The organism is Bradyrhizobium sp. Ash2021 (genome assembly GCF_031202265.1).
In the GTDB taxonomy this organism is placed as follows: Bacteria; Pseudomonadota; Alphaproteobacteria; order Rhizobiales; family Xanthobacteraceae; genus Bradyrhizobium.
Window position 1 is genome coordinate 7,068,427 of record NZ_CP100604.1, and the last position, 18,041, is coordinate 7,086,467.

The 18,041-nt window shown below is 57.1% G+C and carries 16 protein-coding genes and 3 pseudogenes; 6 read left to right on the top strand and 13 right to left on the bottom strand.

Features of this window, described 5'->3' with window-relative positions; translation table 11 throughout:
- Positions 1-6: 6 nt before the first annotated feature.
- Together NL528_RS34085 and NL528_RS34090 are read right to left on the bottom strand one after the other, a co-directional pair.
- A complete protein-coding gene (locus NL528_RS34085) occupies positions 7-627 on the bottom strand; it encodes a D-sedoheptulose 7-phosphate isomerase (protein ID WP_375144090.1) in 621 nt (206 codons plus the stop codon).
- Between the two features lie 42 nt (positions 628-669).
- The gene (locus NL528_RS34090; protein WP_309178749.1) at positions 670-1,800 is read right to left on the bottom strand and encodes a GHMP kinase; all 1,131 of its coding nucleotides are present in this window, start codon (positions 1,798-1,800) and stop codon (positions 670-672) included.
- 203 nt (positions 1,801-2,003) lie between these two features.
- On the opposite strand from NL528_RS34090, the pseudogene NL528_RS34095 reads away from it, so the two are divergent.
- From NL528_RS34095 to NL528_RS34115, 5 genes and pseudogenes are all read left to right on the top strand, one after another.
- Positions 2,004-2,369: pseudogene (locus NL528_RS34095) on the top strand (ISAs1 family transposase); the annotation flags it as partial.
- Positions 2,370-2,416: 47 nt separating this feature from the next.
- Positions 2,417-2,551, top strand: coding sequence for a hypothetical protein (locus NL528_RS34100; RefSeq protein ID WP_309178751.1), 135 nt, complete (start codon positions 2,417-2,419; stop codon positions 2,549-2,551).
- Positions 2,548-2,904: an IS66 family insertion sequence element accessory protein TnpB gene (tnpB, locus tag NL528_RS34105; protein WP_309178752.1), complete on the top strand. Its 357-nt coding sequence runs from the start codon at positions 2,548-2,550 to the stop codon at positions 2,902-2,904. Before NL528_RS34100 ends, tnpB (NL528_RS34105) begins: the two co-directional genes overlap by 4 nt.
- A gap of 65 nt (positions 2,905-2,969) precedes the next feature.
- The gene (locus tag NL528_RS34110; RefSeq protein ID WP_309178753.1) at positions 2,970-4,574 is read left to right on the top strand and encodes an IS66 family transposase; all 1,605 of its coding nucleotides are present in this window, start codon (positions 2,970-2,972) and stop codon (positions 4,572-4,574) included.
- Between the two features lie 44 nt (positions 4,575-4,618).
- Complete coding sequence (locus NL528_RS34115) at positions 4,619-4,864, top strand: hypothetical protein (RefSeq protein WP_309178755.1); 246 nt, start codon at positions 4,619-4,621, stop codon at positions 4,862-4,864.
- Here the strand turns inward: NL528_RS34115 and NL528_RS34120 are convergent.
- The 11 genes and pseudogenes from NL528_RS34120 to NL528_RS34160 form a co-directional block, all read right to left on the bottom strand.
- Entirely contained in the window at positions 4,852-6,480 is a 1,629-nt protein-coding gene (locus NL528_RS34120; RefSeq protein ID WP_309176638.1) for an IS66 family transposase, read from the bottom strand. The genes NL528_RS34115 and NL528_RS34120 overlap by 13 nt on opposite strands.
- Before the next feature lie 71 nt (positions 6,481-6,551).
- Positions 6,552-6,899: an IS66 family insertion sequence element accessory protein TnpB gene (gene tnpB, locus NL528_RS34125; RefSeq protein WP_309176639.1), complete on the bottom strand. Its 348-nt coding sequence runs from the start codon at positions 6,897-6,899 to the stop codon at positions 6,552-6,554.
- The gene (locus tag NL528_RS34130) at positions 6,896-7,291 is read right to left on the bottom strand and encodes a transposase (protein WP_309176640.1); all 396 of its coding nucleotides are present in this window, start codon (positions 7,289-7,291) and stop codon (positions 6,896-6,898) included. Before NL528_RS34130 ends, tnpB (NL528_RS34125) begins: the two co-directional genes overlap by 4 nt.
- Positions 7,292-7,676: 385 nt before the next feature.
- A complete protein-coding gene (locus NL528_RS34135) occupies positions 7,677-8,501 on the bottom strand; it encodes a class I SAM-dependent methyltransferase (protein WP_309178756.1) in 825 nt (274 codons plus the stop codon).
- A 470-nt stretch (positions 8,502-8,971) separates the two neighbouring features.
- The gene (locus NL528_RS34140) at positions 8,972-10,279 is read right to left on the bottom strand and encodes an O-antigen ligase (RefSeq protein ID WP_309178757.1); all 1,308 of its coding nucleotides are present in this window, start codon (positions 10,277-10,279) and stop codon (positions 8,972-8,974) included.
- Positions 10,267-11,391, bottom strand: a complete 1,125-nt coding sequence (locus tag NL528_RS34145) for a glycosyltransferase (protein ID WP_309178758.1) — start codon at positions 11,389-11,391, stop codon at positions 10,267-10,269. Before NL528_RS34145 ends, NL528_RS34140 begins: the two co-directional genes overlap by 13 nt.
- A 76-nt stretch (positions 11,392-11,467) precedes the next feature.
- Positions 11,468-12,073, bottom strand: a complete 606-nt coding sequence (locus NL528_RS34150; protein WP_309178760.1) for a glycosyltransferase family 4 protein — start codon at positions 12,071-12,073, stop codon at positions 11,468-11,470.
- A gap of 129 nt (positions 12,074-12,202) precedes the next feature.
- Positions 12,203-12,604: pseudogene (locus tag NL528_RS47315) on the bottom strand (glycosyltransferase family 4 protein); the annotation flags it as partial.
- Entirely contained in the window at positions 12,601-14,265 is a 1,665-nt protein-coding gene (locus tag NL528_RS34155; protein ID WP_309178762.1) for an AAA family ATPase, read from the bottom strand. The pseudogene NL528_RS47315 and the gene NL528_RS34155, both read right to left, overlap by 4 nt.
- A 45-nt stretch (positions 14,266-14,310) precedes the next feature.
- A pseudogene (locus NL528_RS47320) lies at positions 14,311-14,571 on the bottom strand (hypothetical protein); the annotation flags it as partial.
- A 149-nt stretch (positions 14,572-14,720) separates the two neighbouring features.
- Positions 14,721-16,217, bottom strand: coding sequence for an undecaprenyl-phosphate glucose phosphotransferase (locus NL528_RS34160; RefSeq protein WP_309178763.1), 1,497 nt, complete (start codon positions 16,215-16,217; stop codon positions 14,721-14,723).
- Positions 16,218-16,580: 363 nt separating this feature from the next.
- Between NL528_RS34160 and NL528_RS34165 the strand changes: the two genes are divergently transcribed.
- Positions 16,581-17,963, top strand: a complete 1,383-nt coding sequence (locus NL528_RS34165; RefSeq protein ID WP_309178764.1) for a polysaccharide biosynthesis/export family protein — start codon at positions 16,581-16,583, stop codon at positions 17,961-17,963.
- Positions 17,964-18,041: the final 78 nt, after the last annotated feature.

Consider the following 18,041-nt stretch of genomic DNA (forward strand, 5'->3'; position numbering starts at 1 on the left):
TGAAGATTACAAATCTCGAGGGAATAACGAGCTTTCGACCAGGCCACAGATAGCGTGGGCCGCCACGATATGGATTTGCTGGATCTGTGGCGTCGAATTCGATGGCGCGCACAGCATTAGATTACAGTGTTCGCTCATGGCTGGCGCAGATCGGCCAGTAAACCCGATGGTGGTCATCCCTAATTCGTGACCAGCGGCAAGGGCACGAAGGACATTTGGCGATCGTCCAGAAGTCGAGATGCCAATGAAAACGTCATTCGATCGTGCGAGGCCAAGGATCTGCCTCTCGAAAAGGTGTTCATAACCGTAATCGTTTCCGATGGCCGTCATGACAGAGCTGTCCGTAGTAAGAGCAATCGCGGGCAGTGGAGCTCGATCATAGTTGAGACGCGAGAGAAATTCGCCAGCGATATGCTGCGCGTCGCTAGCGCTGCCGCCATTCCCAGCGATAAACAACCTGTGACCTGCTCTCATAGCACTCGAGATGGTCGCGGAGATGCTGATGACGGCGGACATGAATTCGGCCGATGTGCATGCCTCGTCGAGAACGCGGCGGGACTCATCTAGGTGCTTCGAAACAAATTCAATATCAGCAGCGAGCACGATAAACGCTCCTTGAATTGCCATTGCGAAAGCAAGGCCGTCGTCCACGGCCGAAATTGCGGTCGATCATCGCAGGTTACTGGTCGCAGCATTGAAAGGTCGACCACGGCCAGCGCTTGCCGACTGAGAACTCATCGGACTGGCAGTCGGCACGACCCAGGACTCGGCGCCGACAGATGTGAATTGCACAGGACTGGCGGCTGCTCCGGTATCATTGAGGCTGCGAATGATATTGAACCGCCGCTCTGGTGGCACGATGAACATGATGAATCCGCCCCCTCCCGCGCCGGAGACTTTGCCCGCCAGGGCACCCGTCTCAAGAGCTCTCGCATTTAGCTCGTCGATGCGCTGGTTTGTGACTGCGCTCGAAGTTTCCTTTTTCGCGGCCCAAGACCTATTGAGAATAAGAGCCATAGCGGGGATGTCCGCAAGCAACAGTGCTCGTTTCATCTCAATCGCATCACCCTTCAAGAGATGCAGGCTCTCAAGAGTCTTGGCAGATTTATTGAGTATGCCCTGTTTTTGATGCTCAATTATCTCGTCGGATTGTCGCGAAATACCGGAAAAGCATGTGATAAGGGAGGTCTCCAGCTCATTCAAAGTAGCTCGAGAGATTCGAAGCGGATTAACGATAACCTTATTATCCGCCATGAACTCGATAAAGTTAATACCCCCAAAGGCTGCTGCGTATTGGTCCTGCTTGCCTCCAGCAAGGCCCAGGTCTATACGCTCTACCTCAAATGCCAGGTGAGCGATCTCATACGCGCCCAACGGAAGATCGAGCACTGCCCGAAAGGCCTCAACAAGCGCAACCACGAGCGCCGATGAGGAGCCTAAACCGGAGCCAGCGGGCGCATCGACCAATGTACGCACAGTAATGGCAAGCGGGCAACCACCGGCAAATTCACGGACCATTCGACTGTAAACAGCAGCGTGCAGCTTGAGGCGCGCGGTAGAAATCGCCTCCAAATCGAGGGCAAATGTTTCCTCAACCTCCAGATCAGTAGCGATGAAGCGCACCTTCCAATCGGGTGATGGCTCAATGAAAGCAAATGCGTATCGATTGATTGTCGCATTTAGAACCGCGCCACCATATTGCTCTGGGTAGGGGCTTACATCAGTACCCCCTCCAGCCAGGCCCAACCGCAGCGGAGCTCGGCTTCGCACGCCAGTTAATGGTAAGGAGGGAACTAACATAATACGCACTCCCGATCGGTAGGGTGCCTTTTTTAACCTGTTTCGTTTCAGTGCCGCACGCCTTGTTTACGGCTCCCTGACCACCAAGCTTTCGGCTCGGCCAAACATTGCAACGGGGCCACGCCTGATACCAGTCAACCATTCGGATTATCGTGGCTACCTAAAAAGGAGTAAATAGCGGCTCCTGACGATCGATGGCTCCTTCAATGGGCTGCCAGCGCGGCATTGCCAAGAAGATCGTGGACAACAAGGCTGATTACATTCTCGCCCTCAAGGGCAATCAGAGCGCTCTGCGTGACGATGTCGAGCTGTTCGTGGCCGAGCAGAAAGCCAATGATTTCAAGGATGCCAAGATCAGCCGCCACGAGACGGTCGATGGCGATCACGGCCGCATCGAAACCAGACGCTACACCGCCATCCACGACGTCGCCTGGCTCAAAGAACGCCACGACTGGCCGCAATTGGAGGGCGTCGTCATGGTCGAAAGCACCCGGGAAATCGCCGACAAGGTCGAGCGCGAGACCCGATTCTATATCACGTCCCTCGCCTGGCTCGCCAACCAGATCGGGCAGCGAGGGCTGCGATCGGGAACGGGGCGGTAGACGCCGGTCGGCCAATGCGGTTCGAGCGCTTTGCAGCGGTGAGCCGCGCGCTGGTGGAAATTGTCATTGGTGAAGTGGTGTTGCGCGCCGGAAGCGATGTCGAGCCTGATCATCTCGCCAATGTCATCCGTGCGGTTCGCAAGGCATGATCCCGTCGGGCGTTGAAGTTTATGTTGCCAGCACGCCGGTCGACTTCCGCAAAGGACCGGTGTCGCTGATGGCCCTGGTGCGCGACGGCGGTGTTGATCCCTTCAACGGAGCGCTCTACGTCTTCCGCTCGAAACGAGCCGACCGGGTGAAGATCGTTTGGTGGGACGGCGGCGGTATTTGCCTGTTTGCGAAAACGCTCGAGAAGGAGCAGTTTTGTTGGCCGCGGATCGCGCCGGCAACAGTGCGGCTGAATATGCGCAGTTGCTTGCCCTTGTCGACGGGATGGACTGGAAAAAGGTTCGACCGACAACGGTGCAGCGTCCGCAATCGGTTGGCTAGCAAAGGGCTGTGACATTTTGAATCGGGGCATTTGAAATGCCTCGAAACTCAGCGGCGATCATGCTCTGATATCGGGCGATGATGCCGACCGTTGCAGAGCTTCCCAACGATGTTGATACGCTCAAGGCGATGGTCCTGGCCACGGTCGAGCAGCATGCGGCGATGGAGGCGGAGAATAGCCGCATAGCCTCCGAGATCGCGGCTCTCAAGCTGATCAACACCACCTCGGATGCGCGAATTGCGGAGCTGACGGCGATCGTCAAGACGTTTGAACGCATGCTTTACGGCACGCGCTCGGAACGCGTGCGCGGGGAACGGCTGGACGATGAGCAGATCGACTTCGTGTTCGACGAGATCGAGACCGGCGTGGCGGCGATCGACGCCGAATTGGAGACAGCGGCCAAGGACGAGCCGAAGCGCGCGCCGCGGCCGCGCAAGGGCTTTGCGCCTCACCTGGAGCGGATCGAGCAGGTTATTGAGCCAGAGGTCCCGCCCGGCTGCGAGGATCTGGAGAAGGTCCTGATTGGCGAGGACGTGTCAGAGCGTCTCGACGTGACGGCGGCGAAGTTCCGGGTGCTGGTGACCCGCCGTCCGAAATACGCCTATCGTGGCCGCGACGGCGTGATCCAGGCGCCGGCGCCGCCCCATATCATCGAAAGCGGCATTCCGACCGAGGCGCTTCTGGCCCAGATCGCCGTCGCCAAATATGCCGACGGCCTGCCGCTGTATCGGCAGGAGACGATCTACGCCCGCGACAAGACCGAACTGAGCCGTTCGCTGATGGCCCAATGGATGGGCAAGGTCGGCTTCGAACTGCAGCCTCTGGCGGACTATGTTCTCGAGCGCATCAAGCAGGGCGACAGGGTGTTCGCCGACGAAACCACGTTGCCGACGCTGGCGCCGGGAAACGGCAAGACCCAAAAGGCCTGGTTATGGGCCTATGCGCGCGACGACAGGCCCTTCGGGCGCACCAGTCCGCCGATGGTCGCCTATCGCTTCGAGGACAGCCGCAGCGGCGACTGCGTGGCGCGTCATCTGGCAGGCTTCACCGGCATTCTGCAGGTGGATGGTTACGCCGCCTACACACAGCTGGCCAAAGCGAAAGCCGGCTCCAATGAAGTGATGGCTCTCGCGGGCTGCTGGGCACATCTGCGCAGACGGTTCTATGAACTGCACATCAACGGCAGTTCGCAAATTGCGACGCAGACGATCACGACGATGGCCGAGGTCTGGAAGATTGAAGAGGAGATCCGCGGCCGCGATCCTGCCGCACGCCTGACCGCGCGTCGGGACCGTTCGGCGGCCATCGTAGCTGACCTCTTCAAACGCTGGGAAACAGAATTGCCGCGCATCTCGGGAAAGTCAAAACTGGCCGAGGCGATCCGCTACGCCACGTCCCGACGCGAGGCTCTCGGGCGCTTCCTCCTCGACGGTCGTGTCGAAATCGATTCCAACATTGTCGAACGGGCCATCAGACCCCAGACAATAACGCGAAAGAATGCGCTCTTCGCGGGTAGCGATGGCGGTGGCAGGACGTGGGCAACCATCGCCACCCTTCTGCAGACGGCAAAAATGAACGACGTCGATCCGCTCGCCTGGCTGACGCAGACGCTCGAGCGAATCGCCAACAGGTGGCCGATCTCTCAGATCGATGAACTCATGCCTTGGAAATACAAGACCTAAACGGCATCGGCTTGGCGCTTACGTTCAATCTCGCCGCCATCGCGATGATCGCAGCCACCAGGATCATGCAGCTCGTGCTCGCACGTGATGGCACGGTCGATCGCCCGGCCACCGATGTTGTCGCGGCCGACCAACTGCCCATGCTCGAAGCCTTGCAGGTCCATCTCGAAGGTAAGACCGCCAAGCAAAAGAACCCGCATGCCAAGCATTCGATCGACTGGCTCGCCTGGATCATTGGTAAGCATCCGGCGAAGACCGCGCGCGGGTCATTTTCGGCTCAGGCTGCTTGATCAACGTTGCGGATGGCGGAGCGCCAATTCCATGGCAGCAGTTCGTCGAGCCTTTGGACAGGATGCTCGGCGATGCGCGCGAGAACGTCGGCGAGCCAGGCTTGCGGATCGACGTCGTTCATCTTGGCGGTGACGATGAGGCTGTACATCACCGCGGCCCGCTCGCCGCCGCGATCCGAGCCGCAGAACAACCACGACTTCCGACCCAAAGCGATGCCGCGCACGCCACGCTCGGCCGCATTGTTTGACAGGCAGATGCGGCCGTCATCGAGGAAGCGGGTAAATGCGCTCCAGCGCTTGAGCATGTAGTCCATGGCCTTGGCGACATCGTTGCCGCGCGAGAGCTTGGCGCGTTGCGCGCGCATCCAGGCTTGCAGATCGGCCACGAGCGGCGCGCTGAGTTCCTGCCGGACGGCCTTGCGCCTTTCGGCGCTCTGACCGTTAATGGCCCGCTCGATCTCGAACAGGGCGTCGATCCGGCGGACTGTTTCCAGCGCCAGCGGCGAGATCACTGCCGGCTTCTTGCCCTGAGCCTTGCGACGCGCGTTCTCGGCCAGATCGGCCATCACGAAGAATGGCCGCCGGGCGTGGACCCAACAGGCCGCTTCCAGGATAGGCCCAGGCGTGCGGCCAAGCTCATAGAGCTTGCCATAGCCGCCGTAGGCGTCAGCCTGGAAGATTCCACTGTAGTTGGCCAAGTGAGCCTGGGGATGCTCGCCGGCGCGATCGCGCGAGTAATAGAACACCGCCCCCGGCGGGGCCTGCCCGCCAAAAGGCTTGTCGTCGCGCACATAGACCCAGATCCGGCCGGTATCGGTCTTGCCTTTGGCCAGGACCGGGACCGTGGTGTCGTCCCCGTGCAATCGCTCGGCGCTCAGCACATAGGCCTCGAGGCGCCTGAACAACGGTGCCAGCGCCGCCGTACAGCCGCCGACCTGGTCGGCCAGGGTCGACAGACTGATCGGCACGCCCTCCTTGGCATAGCGCTCTGCTTGCCGGTTCAGCGGCTGATGTTGACCAAACTTCTCGAACAGCACCATCGCCAGCAGGCTTGGCCCCGCCCAGCCGCGGGCAAGCACATGGAACGGCGCCGGGGCCTGGCTGATCTTCTCGCAATCACGGCAAGTAAACTTCTCGCGGACGTGCTGGATCACCTTCCAGGACTTCGGGATGACCTCCAGCGTCTCGGTGATGTCCTCGCCGAGCCTGGACAGCTGCGCGCCGCCACAGCAGGCACACGCCACAGGTCCCGGTACGATCACCCGCTCGCGAGGCAGATGCTCCGGGAACGGCTGACGTGACGGCCGCTTGCGGGTGAACGACGCCACCTTCGTGGTTTTGGCCGCGGCCATTTCGGCTGCGAGTTCGTCCTCCGTCGCCGAACTCTCCAGCTCCTCCAGCGTCAGTTCGAGCTGATCCAATAGCCGCGCGGTACGCTCCGAGCGCGGGCCATAGCGGTCGCGGTTGAGTTTCTCGATCTGCAGCTTCAGATGGGCGATCAATGCCTGGTCGTCGGATTGCCGAGCGCGGGCGGCCGCCGCCTCCGCGCGAGCAACGATCAATGCCGCTTTCAGCGTTTCGATGTCGTCTGGCAGCGATTCAAGGCCGTCACCCATGGCCCTGATGGAATCACAAAAGGGGCGATTTGAGGCGTCTTTTCTTCCGCACCTCAGAACATTTTTTAAGCCTATCCTGCGCTCTGTGGCCGCCACGTGTGCTGCGGGTTGCGCCAGTCGATCGCCTCCAGCAGATAACTCATCTGCGCCGCGGTCAGCCCCACCACACCGCCCACCGTCACCGGCCAGACAAAACGGCCACGGTCCAACCGCTTGGCGTAGAGCGACAATCCAATTCCATCGTGCCACAAGGCCTTGATCAGCGAACCGCCGCGTCCGCGGAACACGAAGACATCTCCGGCGAACGGATCACGACCAAGGTTTTCCTGCACCAATAATGACAAACCCTGCATGCCCTTGCGCATGTCAGTGTAGCCGGTCGCAATCCAGATGCGTGCGCTCGAAGAGATCGGGATCATCGACGCTCCAAAACCTGCAGCACCCGCGCCAGGGCGGCCGCATCGACGCCGGCATCGACAATCACCCGACGATCCCTGCCAACGACGATCACCATCTGCCCGCTCGTCGGCGTGGCAGCAACCGCCGGATCGACCTCAGCGGCAAGGACGACCCGCGCAAAGCCGGATTGCTCGCTTTGAGGGCTGATCGGCTCGGGACCGAACGAGCGCCGCCATGTCATCAGCAACGAACGCGATATGCCATGGCGTCTCGCCGTCGACGATATCGCGCGCGGCGCTTGAAAGCTCTCGGTGACGATCCGCAGCTTCTCGTCATCCGACCAGCGCCGCCGGCGACCAGTCTCGACCACCTCAAGCCGTTCAAGCTGAGTACTGCGCTTATGGCTGTCCATAAGGACTGTTACGCACCAATTGGACTAATCCAACAAGGCGGCCCTCGCCGGAGGGAGACGATCATTGCCCGTCTTGGAGGTTGGACCGGCTACGCTTCCGAGCGTCCGCCAGGGCCGATCACCATGCGAAGAGGTTGGCAACGCTTCGAACACATGGTTCAAGGATGGACCCTCAGAAATGTGTGCACGCCTTAGCCGCGAGGGGGGACCTGCAGGTTAGCACCGCCCTTCCGGCCTGATCTGCAGGTCCTAACGACGGGTCGTCGCGTCGATCTCGGCCCGGGGCATGGCGCTCACCGTCGAGGTGAAGACCGGCTCCCGCGGATCGCCAGCTACCTGCTCTCGCAAAGCGCGCCTCAGCCGGGCGCGAGCCGCAACGTCAACTTCAAGTGCGTGCAAGGCTGTCCAGGTAGCTCTTGCGACAAAGGGTGGTCTTGAGACCGTGATCAAGCAATTCCTCGCACAGAAAATCTTGCGGCTCAATTTGGATTTGCTCACGTGCGCCGCGAGTGGATTGTTGGTGCGGCTTTGCATGTCCAGAAGCCGAAATTATTCCGCGCGTGAAGCGGTTCCGTGTCAGATAGTGTCGCGGCTTTTTGATCTCATATTCCGTCTCAATCTTTGGCGAAACGAGCCACCGATCAAATATGCGCTTATAAGTTCCATAAGTGTGATATACGTGGTGGATTCCCATCGGCAACTCACGAGCTCTCTCTCGTTTAAGCTCGCGCTGCCGAAGAACTGGAATACTCGTGTAAAAGGGCTCCCAAAGAATATAGGCCACTCCATCTGGCTTTAATACGCGTGAGACCTCATTCATCAAGCCATCGACATCTTCCAAGTGGTGGATGACTTGCTTGATGGTCACAAAATCAACGCTAGCGGTCTCAAGAGGCAAATCATAAATATTCGCGATCCAAAGACGCATTGTAGAGTCGCCGTTCGGACTCTCGCGATCAAGCCCAGCCCGGAACAGGGTCGCGCTGTGAAGAATCGTCGCAGACAACTCTACGGCAATGGAGTGGTATCCACGGCGCGCGACGAGGTAACTCAGTATGCCTTCTCCGGCGCCCAAATCGAGATGAACGCTTCCCTTCGGAAAGCGTAAGTCATCGGCCCACTTGGCCATCCGGGGGCCCCACTCCCTGAGAAAGGCCATATGGCTCTCAGTGTTATTGTGGCGGAAGTGCCACTTGTTCTCGTCGGCCATCCCGTCTGCCAGGGATCCATATAGCGCCTTGGGCAGATCGAAAAACGACAGCCCCTTGTATTCAATGGGCGTCCTCGTCGGCGCGCATATCATCAATCAACATCCTTCCGTAAGCGAGTCCCGATCAGCGCGCGATCTCCGCGGATTGCGGCTCTTCGCCGGATCGGGCAGCATGCAATGGTCTCCCGTCGCCAGCATGTTCGTGACGCTAGCGAGAATGAGACGTTCCAGACGGTCATGCTAAACCGGTCAAGCAATGTTGATGCGCGACTAAAAGGAATTACGGACGGGTGGACTCGGGAGTACCCACAACGAGTTGTCCGCGGCCGCGTGGCATCATGAACGGCGCGTTCTTCCGCTTGTCTCATGACCGTGTGGAGCCGGCAGCGATCGAGTTCACCAATGCGAGACACGAGGAGGGGACCACGCCGCCGATCGACATCACCATTCCGACTTTGGCTATCATAGAATCATGTGTCGATCGATCGCGGCCTCTGACAATTGCCGCGATCGACTCGCAAATACAATGGGATCGCGGTTAGAGATAAGAAAGTCAGCGCGCCGAGCGTGCCCTCATTCGAGGCTATTGTTTCCTCAAAGAAGGAATAGAACAGGCCTAAAATGAGAAAAGTCAAAAGCAGCATAAAGCACTCCGCTTCTGAGCCGGCAGACGTCTTCACGCGGCCAATGCCTGCTACTAGGACTGAGAAAAAACAAAACAGCAACGAAACTAGACCAACAATCCCGGTCCCAAGCAAGACGTCTAGATAGCCATTGTGGGAATAGCGGACCCCCACCGAGGCATCGAGAATAGGTCCCACGAAATCTTGCGTTGCAGCGTAATAACCGAACCCAAGGAGGGGCTTCTGCCAAATTGCGTCAAGCACGATGGGCCAAATATCGGTGCGTCCGGTCAAAGTCACGTCGCGTCCGACGACAGCTACGAGGTCCGCACCGAAAAAAATGAAGGCTGTATATGCCAGTGCGCTCACACCAAAGATAACCAGCAACAGGAGATTTGCAGAAGCAGGAACAGTTCTTATCACCCAGTAATAGACCAACATAACGCATATAGCGATCAACGCGCCGGCCGACTGGGCGAATATCAGGCACGCAATCGCCGCAATAATACACGTCAAGCGGAAGCCAAAGGACGCATCCATGAGCCGCCGAAAAAACATGAAGGTGAAAAGGCCTATAGCCGCGGCAGCGCCCAAATGATTTTTGTGGACGAATACTCCGCGCCAGTGGCCGGCATGAATACCTTCGAAGGCATCAACCACTTGGTGTGTGCCATAATTCGGAAAGGCGAGCGCCATCACCACGCTCGCGAGAATCAAAAACGCCAATACCTTAACGATGATTTTGCAGACCACCTCCATATTCAAAACATGACAGATAGCCGCGACAGCAAGAACGTATAGAAACAACAATGAGGTGTACTTAAATGTGTCATATGGGTTTACAGACCATATAGTCGATATAAGGCAAAGCAAAAGATATATCGTGATGGCTCTGGGAAGAGAGAGCAATAATCCAAAACCACGATACATAGAGGTAATTGCAAGGCACAAAAGCGGAAGCGCCAACCGCAAATAGTATACTGTTTTAACTTGAGATTGGTCTTCGAGAGGAAGTGTCGGATCGATCCCGGAAATTGCAATGAAAAACGGATATATAAAGACCAGCAGTAGACCGACAAACAGCAGCTCTGTGATCTTCGAGTAGAGAGCCGCGGATATCTGCCGGTTTCTATCGGAATGAGTCAGATATCGCATCGGCGTTGCCCTAACAAGAGTTCGCTCAAGAACGCCCTGTAATTGTCGAGCATGCGGTCGACTCCGAAATTCGCGGCGACGAATTTTGATGCGGCCTGGCCGATCGCTTCTCGCTTAAGGGGGCCGCTCATGATCTCGATAGAGCTTACCAAGGAGTCCGTATCTCCGACCGGAAATAGATAGCCGGTCTCCCCAGGGATTACGATTTCGGCGGTGCCACCAACGTCGCAGGCGACGACCGGCAAACCCATCGACATCATTTCCAATACGGCAAGTGGGGCTGCTTCGTAGAGACTACAGAGAACGCCAACGTCAATCGCACTTGTATAAGGTCGAACGTCTTGCTGGTATCCAGCAAAGATTACGTGCTCCAGCAGTCGATTTTCTCTAGCGTACTGCGCAACAGTCGCTTGTGTCGGACCGGCTCCCACCAGCAGCGCTTTCACTGGATAGCCTCGATTTCGAAGAACCCGCACTGCGTCGATCAACTGACAATGATTTTTCTCAGGACGAAATTGAGCGCACATGCCGATCACATAATCGTCTGGCGCGAGCCCCAACTGCGAGCGGGTTCGATCTCTCCATTCGACAACTGAATGAGCGGAAAAGCGACGCAGGTCCACACCATTCTGGATGACGATCGAACGGTGAGGCGAAAACCCGCGATCTTCCCATAGCTTGCGCTGGTTCTGGGAAACGTAGATCAGTGCGTCCGCGCGGGCGGCGACATGGCGGTAAAGGCGATCGAAGACGCGCTCCTTGCCGGTCTGCAGGTACGCTTTATGAAGTATTGATACGAGTTTGGCATTTGACCCGGCCAGTTGCCGGGAAATGGTTGCGAACAGCAGTGGCCTTTCTTCTATCGCGACGATTACCTGGGGTTTGTAGGCGCGGATTAGCCTTGCGACGCTCGATAGCGTGCCAAGATCGTAAATCCGGTTTCCATTGAACATTTGTATGGGGTTATTGCTGAGATGCGCCGTCAAATCGTTGCGGGTGAGGCTCGCTATCATGCAAACGTCACCTTTGGTTGCCAGCGCATTGGCAAGCTGCAACGTATGGAGCTCGGCGCCTCCTGAGACAAGTCCGTTGAGCACGAAAATGACACGCATGAACATACTCTCGAATGCCTGCTCGGACCCGCAGATCGGTGGCCAGAAGACGTCTACGTCATGCTCACGTTCTTCACTAGACCTTGCAGCGAATTGGGGACGAGCCGGCGTAAGCGTGACCATGAGCGCGTAGAGCATCCTCGTACACCGCCGACGTCTCTCCTGCGATGACGTCCCAGCTCAATTCACTGCAAGCACACTCCATCGCGCCAACGCGAAGTTGGTTGCATAGCTCCTCGCTCACAATGACGCGTGCCATTGCTTCCGCCAGCGCACCCACGTCCTTTGGCGGAACCAACAAACCATTGTACTCATTGGCAACTACGTCAGGCAATCCACCGACGCAGGAGGCGATGACGGGCCGCCCAAAACCGAACGCCATCGCAGCGACCCCGCTCTGGGTGGCATCCGTATACGGAAGCACAACGGCACTCGCTCGCCGGAATATCTGCGGAATTTCGTCAGCGTGAATACGACGATCCGTCAACTCGACCCAAGGCATTTCGCGGAGTTGGGGACGATACAGATCGAGTGCGGAGCCCGTCCCCGCAATCACCAATCGAAAGGTAAAGCCTCTCAAAGCCAGCAATCGTCCTGCCTCCAAGACGAATCCGAGCCCCTTGTAGGCCTCGATTCGTCCAAAAAACAAAAACACCGGCGGCTTCTCGGGAATTGTTTCCACTCGACCTTGATCATCGCCATACACACCGTGTGGAACCGAAGCAAGCTGATAACTCAGCTTCGGCTCTCTCCCTCGCCATTCCTCTCGTAATCTTTCGCCATGTACTAACAAACGATCTGCGCGGGAGCGCAAACGGACCGTACTAGGGAACTTCCCGACCCAGCGCCGATCAGCTCCACTATGCGGGACTGGATCGTGCACGGTAACGACGAGCGGAATTGAATATCTCAGAACGTCGTTGGCCCACGTTGGAACGCAACTCGCCACCTCTTGAACATGAATCACGTCGGGTCGAAATCGTCGGATCTCACGCGTCAGCCTCATCACGTGGAGCGGCGCACTGCGGCGTCTTTGCTGTCCAAACCATACAACGTTCCCGCGTCTAACGAGCGCATCCCGCAAGGACCTGGAGAGCTCTAACGCGGCATTGGAAGAATCCAAGATCAGCAACACCTCGTGGCGTCTATCAAGCGCCAAGGCGAGTCGGGACGCATACTCCGCGTGGTGGAGCGATACGAGAGCCACCCTCACTCGCAGCTCCCCTCGATCCGCGGGAAATTCGTATCTGCCTTGTTCAGCGCGACCCCGAGCATAAGTTCGTTTATGTCGCTACAGACTTTAAGCGCACGCTCGATGACACCGATGTTTGCGCGCCCCGGTTCGACAACAAGGATGAACGAATCCAATAAATGCGCCGCGGCGCGAACATCTGCAAACGGCACCACGGCTGGCAGATCGACAATGACATATGTGTAGGCCTCACGAAGAGTCTGAAATAGTTTCTGGAGTTTCTCGGAGGTCAGAACGGCGCTCGCGTAAATTGATCGGGAGTTATTGCCAACTGGTAGAAAAGCCAATTCTGATATTGAATCGGTCCAAGTTGTTTCAGATACTGAAACCGCCCCTGTCATGACATCTAAAATGCCAAACGCGGCAGTCGGAGCTAATGCGGCTGAGAGTGATCGATTTCGCAGATTGCAGTCTACCAGAATTACTCGAGCCCCAGCATGTGCCATGAGTAACGCCAAGGCCGCTGCAACGGTGGACTTTCCCTCATTGGGCTGCGTCGAGGTAATCCCAATAACCTGGTTTCGCTTGCCGCTACGGTTCATCGTATCGATGGCCAGTTTGATCTCGAGAAACGACTCGGTAAATCGGGACTGTGGTGCATCAGTAATAGTCCAGATCGGATTCTCTGTTCGTACGATGCTTCGCGATCTTGCACGGTCCGTTGACGTGCGGTTGGATAAAGAACGCTTAGATATGCGTTCGCCATCTGGTGATGGCATGGCATTGGACACTGGACCATTTCGCATTGAAGTAACCGGGCTTTCGAGGCTCGCCAACTTCATCCGCATCTTTTCAGCAGGGCCAGAGAAAACTATTGTCAACTTTCTCCAAACGCCGTCGGGCTTGACCCTTGGGACAACTGCGATGCAGGCTATTTGAAGCTCCCTCAAGACCTGCCCGGTGGTATGGATGCCTCGATCTGACAGATCGCGCAGCATCCCGATTGCGATGCCAAGAAGCATCCCCGCAACGGTCGCTATTCCAAGCACGATTACGCCTTTTGGCGAGCTTGCCCTTAACGGAGGCAACGCCTCGGTGACCAGACGCGCCTCGAAACCTGGCAAGGATTGCTGTCGCGCGGCCTCCCCATGACGCAGCACGTGGCGAAAATTATCAAGTGCGGTTGTGGACGATTCCGCAGCGGCTACCAAGTCGCGGAGCTCACCTTGCGTCTCCGCCGTCGATTGCGATCGCGCCACACCTGCATCGACAGTATTGGCTGAACTCGCGATATCCTTCCTGTTCTTGTGGTAATCCTCCAATGCTTTTTGGGCAGCTGACGCGTGACTGCCCAGTTCGTTCAATCGATTCTTAATCCATGTCTCATCTCGGAGAGTGGAATTGTATTTTGCGTCCATTTGATACGCGATATATGTTTCCGCAACGGTGTTTAAGATCAGCGCCGCTTGCTCAGAGTCGGCGGACTCGAAGCTAACCCCGACGATATATGTGAGACCGACGCGCTTGACCGAAAGCTTGCGTTGGAAAGATTCCAACGCATATCGTATCGCGGTTGCTTCCGTTTCCGGTTTGCGCCAGCCGAGCAACCGGGCTATCGAGCCGCGGATACCAATTTGTCCGAGAAATTCAGGATTTTTTGCTAAATCGAGTTTCCGTATCACGGCGCGAGCGATACTATCGGATCTTATAATTCCGATCTGACTTTCCACGATCGTTGAGACGGACGCAGAGTCTCCTAGAGGCGCTTTCGATTCTATGACGAGATCCGCTTCGGCCGTAAACTTCGGTGTCGCAGCGATGAGATAAAGGAAAGCGATCCCCCACGTTGCCAAACACGTCAACGATATGACTGAGACCCGCCGCCGTATGAAGTCTGTCACATCTGCCAAGGACACGATCGGCAAACGAAATTCAGGCGAGGTATCCTGACTTATCGAACTATTCGTTCTGCTCGGAGTTTGCAGCATTTTCCCGTACCAGCGTTCATGATTTCACTTCTAAGGCTTCGCACATAAGATGAAGGCGTCCGGTGGACGACGGATGCCCAAGTCCAATACGCCTCGCAATTCACCAAATGAAAGATCGGTAATTAGAAGATGCAGCAGACGGAAGGGCGTCAATGAGCATTCCAATACACCTTCCTGGAAAAGAGGGTCATGACTATGATTTTGAGATCGAGAAGGAGTGACCAGTTGTCGATGTAGTATAGATCATGCTCCACACGACGCTGCATCTTCTCGAGGGTATCGGTCTCGCCACGGTAGCCGTTGACCTGAGCCCAGCCGGTAATGCCGGGCTTGACGTTGTGGCGACGGGAAAATGACGAAATCAGCTCAGCGAACACCTCGTTCTGCGAGGTCGCGTGTGGGCGGGGGCCGACGAGCGACATATCGCCGACCAGGACATTGAATAACTGCGGAAGCTCATCGATATTGGTATGGCGCATGAAGCGTCCCAGACGAGTCACACGTGGATCGTGTCTGGTGACAGGTCTGAAATTGTCGCCGTCCTCCATCACGGTCATCGATCTGAATTTCAGCACGCGAATGGGCTCGTTGTTGAAGCCGTGCCGCGTCTGGCGAAATAGCACCGGCCCACGGGAATCTAGCTTGATTGCGAGCGGAACGATTACGAAGAGGGGGCTAACCACAACAAGTCCGACGATTGCAGCGGCGACGTCGAACGCTCGCTTGATTGCTCGGTTGAAAGGAGTGAGGGGGGACTGGAAAATCCGCATCGTCACCATGTTGCCGAACTGAGTGATCCGCGACACGGCCATGAGATCGATAGCACCAACAGGGACGACGTGAACGTCAACTGGCAGCTCTGATAGGGCGCTGGCAAGCGCGAGGGCAGCCGGAGCATCCGACTCCGAAATCAAAATGACAATGTCATCCGCTCGGAGGGGCCGGCAATCCGCGACCAGTTGGCGGGCATCAGGTAGCACTTGGATGGCGCCGGGGCGCGCGGGTACTGAAGGGTCGGCGCGAAATGTCGGAAAGTCGAACGAGCGGATGGTTCGAATTCCGGTGGCGATTGCACGTGCGGAAAACTGCAAGCAGTGACTCGGGTCTCCTATAAGAATGGCACGCCTGGCGTCTATCAACCCTGATGCGATCGCAGGCTGTAGCAATGAGAACCATATTGCCCGTGTGCAGAGTACCGTAAGGAGGACGCTCACAGCTTGAGCTAAGACAGTCGCGCGCGAGTAGCCTTCTGAGATTTTCAGAAGGAATATCGTCGAGATGAAGAAGGAGAATACGAAGAATACGCCGCTGGCGCCGCTCCATAGGAACACGTGCCGGGGCTGGGTCTGGATCCGGGAATATTGCCGGAGCGCTATGGAAACGAGCAACTGCAATGTGGAAATCAGAAGGGATTCCTGGACATATTTGGCGGCGTCCGGCGAGCCCAGGAAGGTCAGGCGATGATAGAGGACGGCTGCGGAATAAGCCGCAACGGCTACGAGTAGGAATTCGGTACTTGCTGCCAATGCTAACAGGGCAGCCAATCGGCTCTTACCAACGCCCCCTGGAATTGCCCTGCCGCCAGCGCCCGAATGTGCCGGAACCTTGGTAGAGGCCGGCGAATTGGTAAAGGACGCATAACTCACCGGTCACTCCCAGCCAGCCATTCCGTTTCTCAGCCAAAACAGTAGCATTCGGGTCACTGGGTGGAATTGGCAATAAATGGGTAGAGTGGAGTAACTACGATGGACGATTGAGCCGGGGCGCTGCGGGATTAAATTGTCGAATAATCAAAAGAGAACAGATCAATCGAACATAGAAGGCAGTGAGCGGCCCAGCGCCGATGAGGAAACAGAACGTTGGTTTTGCGGATGGCCTGTTGGGACGGGTGCTCCGACGGTAGCGGTGTCAACGCTCTGCCTTCCGCGGACAGATTGGAAGGATTTCACTGGATAACGATTTCACTGGATAACCACGTCCGTACCACGTCCGTACAGAGAGTTGCCGCCATGCCGAACTCCACGCTGCCCAATTGTTTCCATATCGACGTCTTTGGCAGGAACCTGGGTCGTTGCATCAAATGGGGCTTGGTGGCCGTTGGCCTGACAATTTCCGTCACTCAAGCAAAGGCCGAATATCGAATAAACATCGGAGATGTACTGGAGGTCGCGGTGGCGGGCGTGCCGGAGCTACGGCATCGTGCTGCCGTCCAAATGGACGGGAACATTTCGTTGCCACTGGCCGGAACGCTTTCAGTGGCAGGCCTGCCCTTACCGCAGATCCGGGCCAAAGTCGGGGCCGCACTGGCGAGCAAGGTGTTTCGACAGAGGACCCCGGATGGCCGTGAGGTCGTCATCGTGATAGACGCAGATGAGGTCACGACGGTCGTGGCGGAATACAGGCCGATATACGTAAATGGGGACGTGTCGAAGCCGGGTGAGTACCCTTATCGTCCGGCCACCACCGCACGCCAGGTCATCGCTATGGCGGGCGGCTACGACATCATGCATATCAGAATGAATAACCCGTATCTCGAGTCAGCAGACTTGAGAAGCGAGTATGGATCGCTTTGGACCGAGTTCGCCAAAGAACAGGCGCGTATGTGGCGCATCAGGATTGAGCTCGGAGAAGGGGCACAGATCAGCCCAGGCGCTCTGACGGACGTGCCCATAGCTCGATCGGCGATTTCGGAAATCGTCCATGCAGAAACGGAATATTTGAAGACGAAGCAGAGCGACTATCAGCAGGAAAAGGCGTTCCTCGAGCGCGGCGTCCGACAGGGAGACGACGAGGTCCGCGTGCTGTCGGAGCAGCAGAAAAGAGAGGAAGAGGGATTTCAGTCAGACCTCGAAGACCTGCAGAAAGCGTCCGATCTCTTCGGCAAGGGTTCCTTGACCAGTCCTCGCGTTACGGATGCGCGTCGCGCGGTGCTGCTGTCATCAACCCGGAAGCTGCAGACCTCTGCGCAACTGCTGCAGGTCAAGAAGCAGCAGGACGAGTTCTCCAGAAAGCTGACAAAGCTCGACGATCAGCGGAGGCTTGACCTGCTCCGTGAGCTGCAAGACACAAGCTTAAGGCTCAACCAAATTCGCGAAAAGCTGCAGAGCGTCGGTGAGAAGCTTCAGTACACTGCGATGGTTCGATCGCAACTCGTACGAGGAGCCGGCAGTAAGCCGGACATTGCCATCATTAGAAAAGGCGAGAAAGGGCCGGAACGGATTATCGCGAGCGAAGATACCGAGTTGCAACCGGGTGACGCTGTCGAGGTCACCCTGCGATACCAGGATGGTCCTGACGCGCCTCCCCGAAGGCTAAGCAGTTCAAATACCTCACTAGGGATAGGCCGGACCGAGGCGACCGGGGACGATTCGCTGCGCGTCGGGACGAGGTGACGAGGGCTGGGCATTTCCGGAACGTAATTCGTGGCTACTCTCGAAACTTCAAAAACCTAGGGATGATTGCTGACGTGG

Coding starts and splice junctions, on each gene's coding strand:
- NL528_RS34085 (WP_375144090.1), bottom strand. CDS start 627: ATGGCAATTCAAGGAGCGTTTATCGTGCTCGCTGCTGATATTGAATTT.
- NL528_RS34090 (WP_309178749.1), bottom strand. CDS start 1,800: ATGTTAGTTCCCTCCTTACCATTAACTGGCGTGCGAAGCCGAGCTCCG.
- NL528_RS34100 (WP_309178751.1), top strand. CDS start 2,417: ATGCGGTTCGAGCGCTTTGCAGCGGTGAGCCGCGCGCTGGTGGAAATT.
- tnpB (WP_309178752.1), top strand. CDS start 2,548: ATGATCCCGTCGGGCGTTGAAGTTTATGTTGCCAGCACGCCGGTCGAC.
- NL528_RS34110 (WP_309178753.1), top strand. CDS start 2,970: ATGATGCCGACCGTTGCAGAGCTTCCCAACGATGTTGATACGCTCAAG.
- NL528_RS34115 (WP_309178755.1), top strand. CDS start 4,619: ATGATCGCAGCCACCAGGATCATGCAGCTCGTGCTCGCACGTGATGGC.
- NL528_RS34120 (WP_309176638.1), bottom strand. CDS start 6,480: ATGGGTGACGGCCTTGAATCGCTGCCAGACGACATCGAAACGCTGAAA.
- tnpB (WP_309176639.1), bottom strand. CDS start 6,899: ATGATCCCGATCTCTTCGAGCGCACGCATCTGGATTGCGACCGGCTAC.
- NL528_RS34130 (WP_309176640.1), bottom strand. CDS start 7,291: ATGGACAGCCATAAGCGCAGTACTCAGCTTGAACGGCTTGAGGTGGTC.
- NL528_RS34135 (WP_309178756.1), bottom strand. CDS start 8,501: ATGGCCGACGAGAACAAGTGGCACTTCCGCCACAATAACACTGAGAGC.
- NL528_RS34140 (WP_309178757.1), bottom strand. CDS start 10,279: ATGCGATATCTGACTCATTCCGATAGAAACCGGCAGATATCCGCGGCT.
- NL528_RS34145 (WP_309178758.1), bottom strand. CDS start 11,391: ATGCGTGTCATTTTCGTGCTCAACGGACTTGTCTCAGGAGGCGCCGAG.
- NL528_RS34165 (WP_309178764.1), top strand. CDS start 16,581: ATGCCGAACTCCACGCTGCCCAATTGTTTCCATATCGACGTCTTTGGC.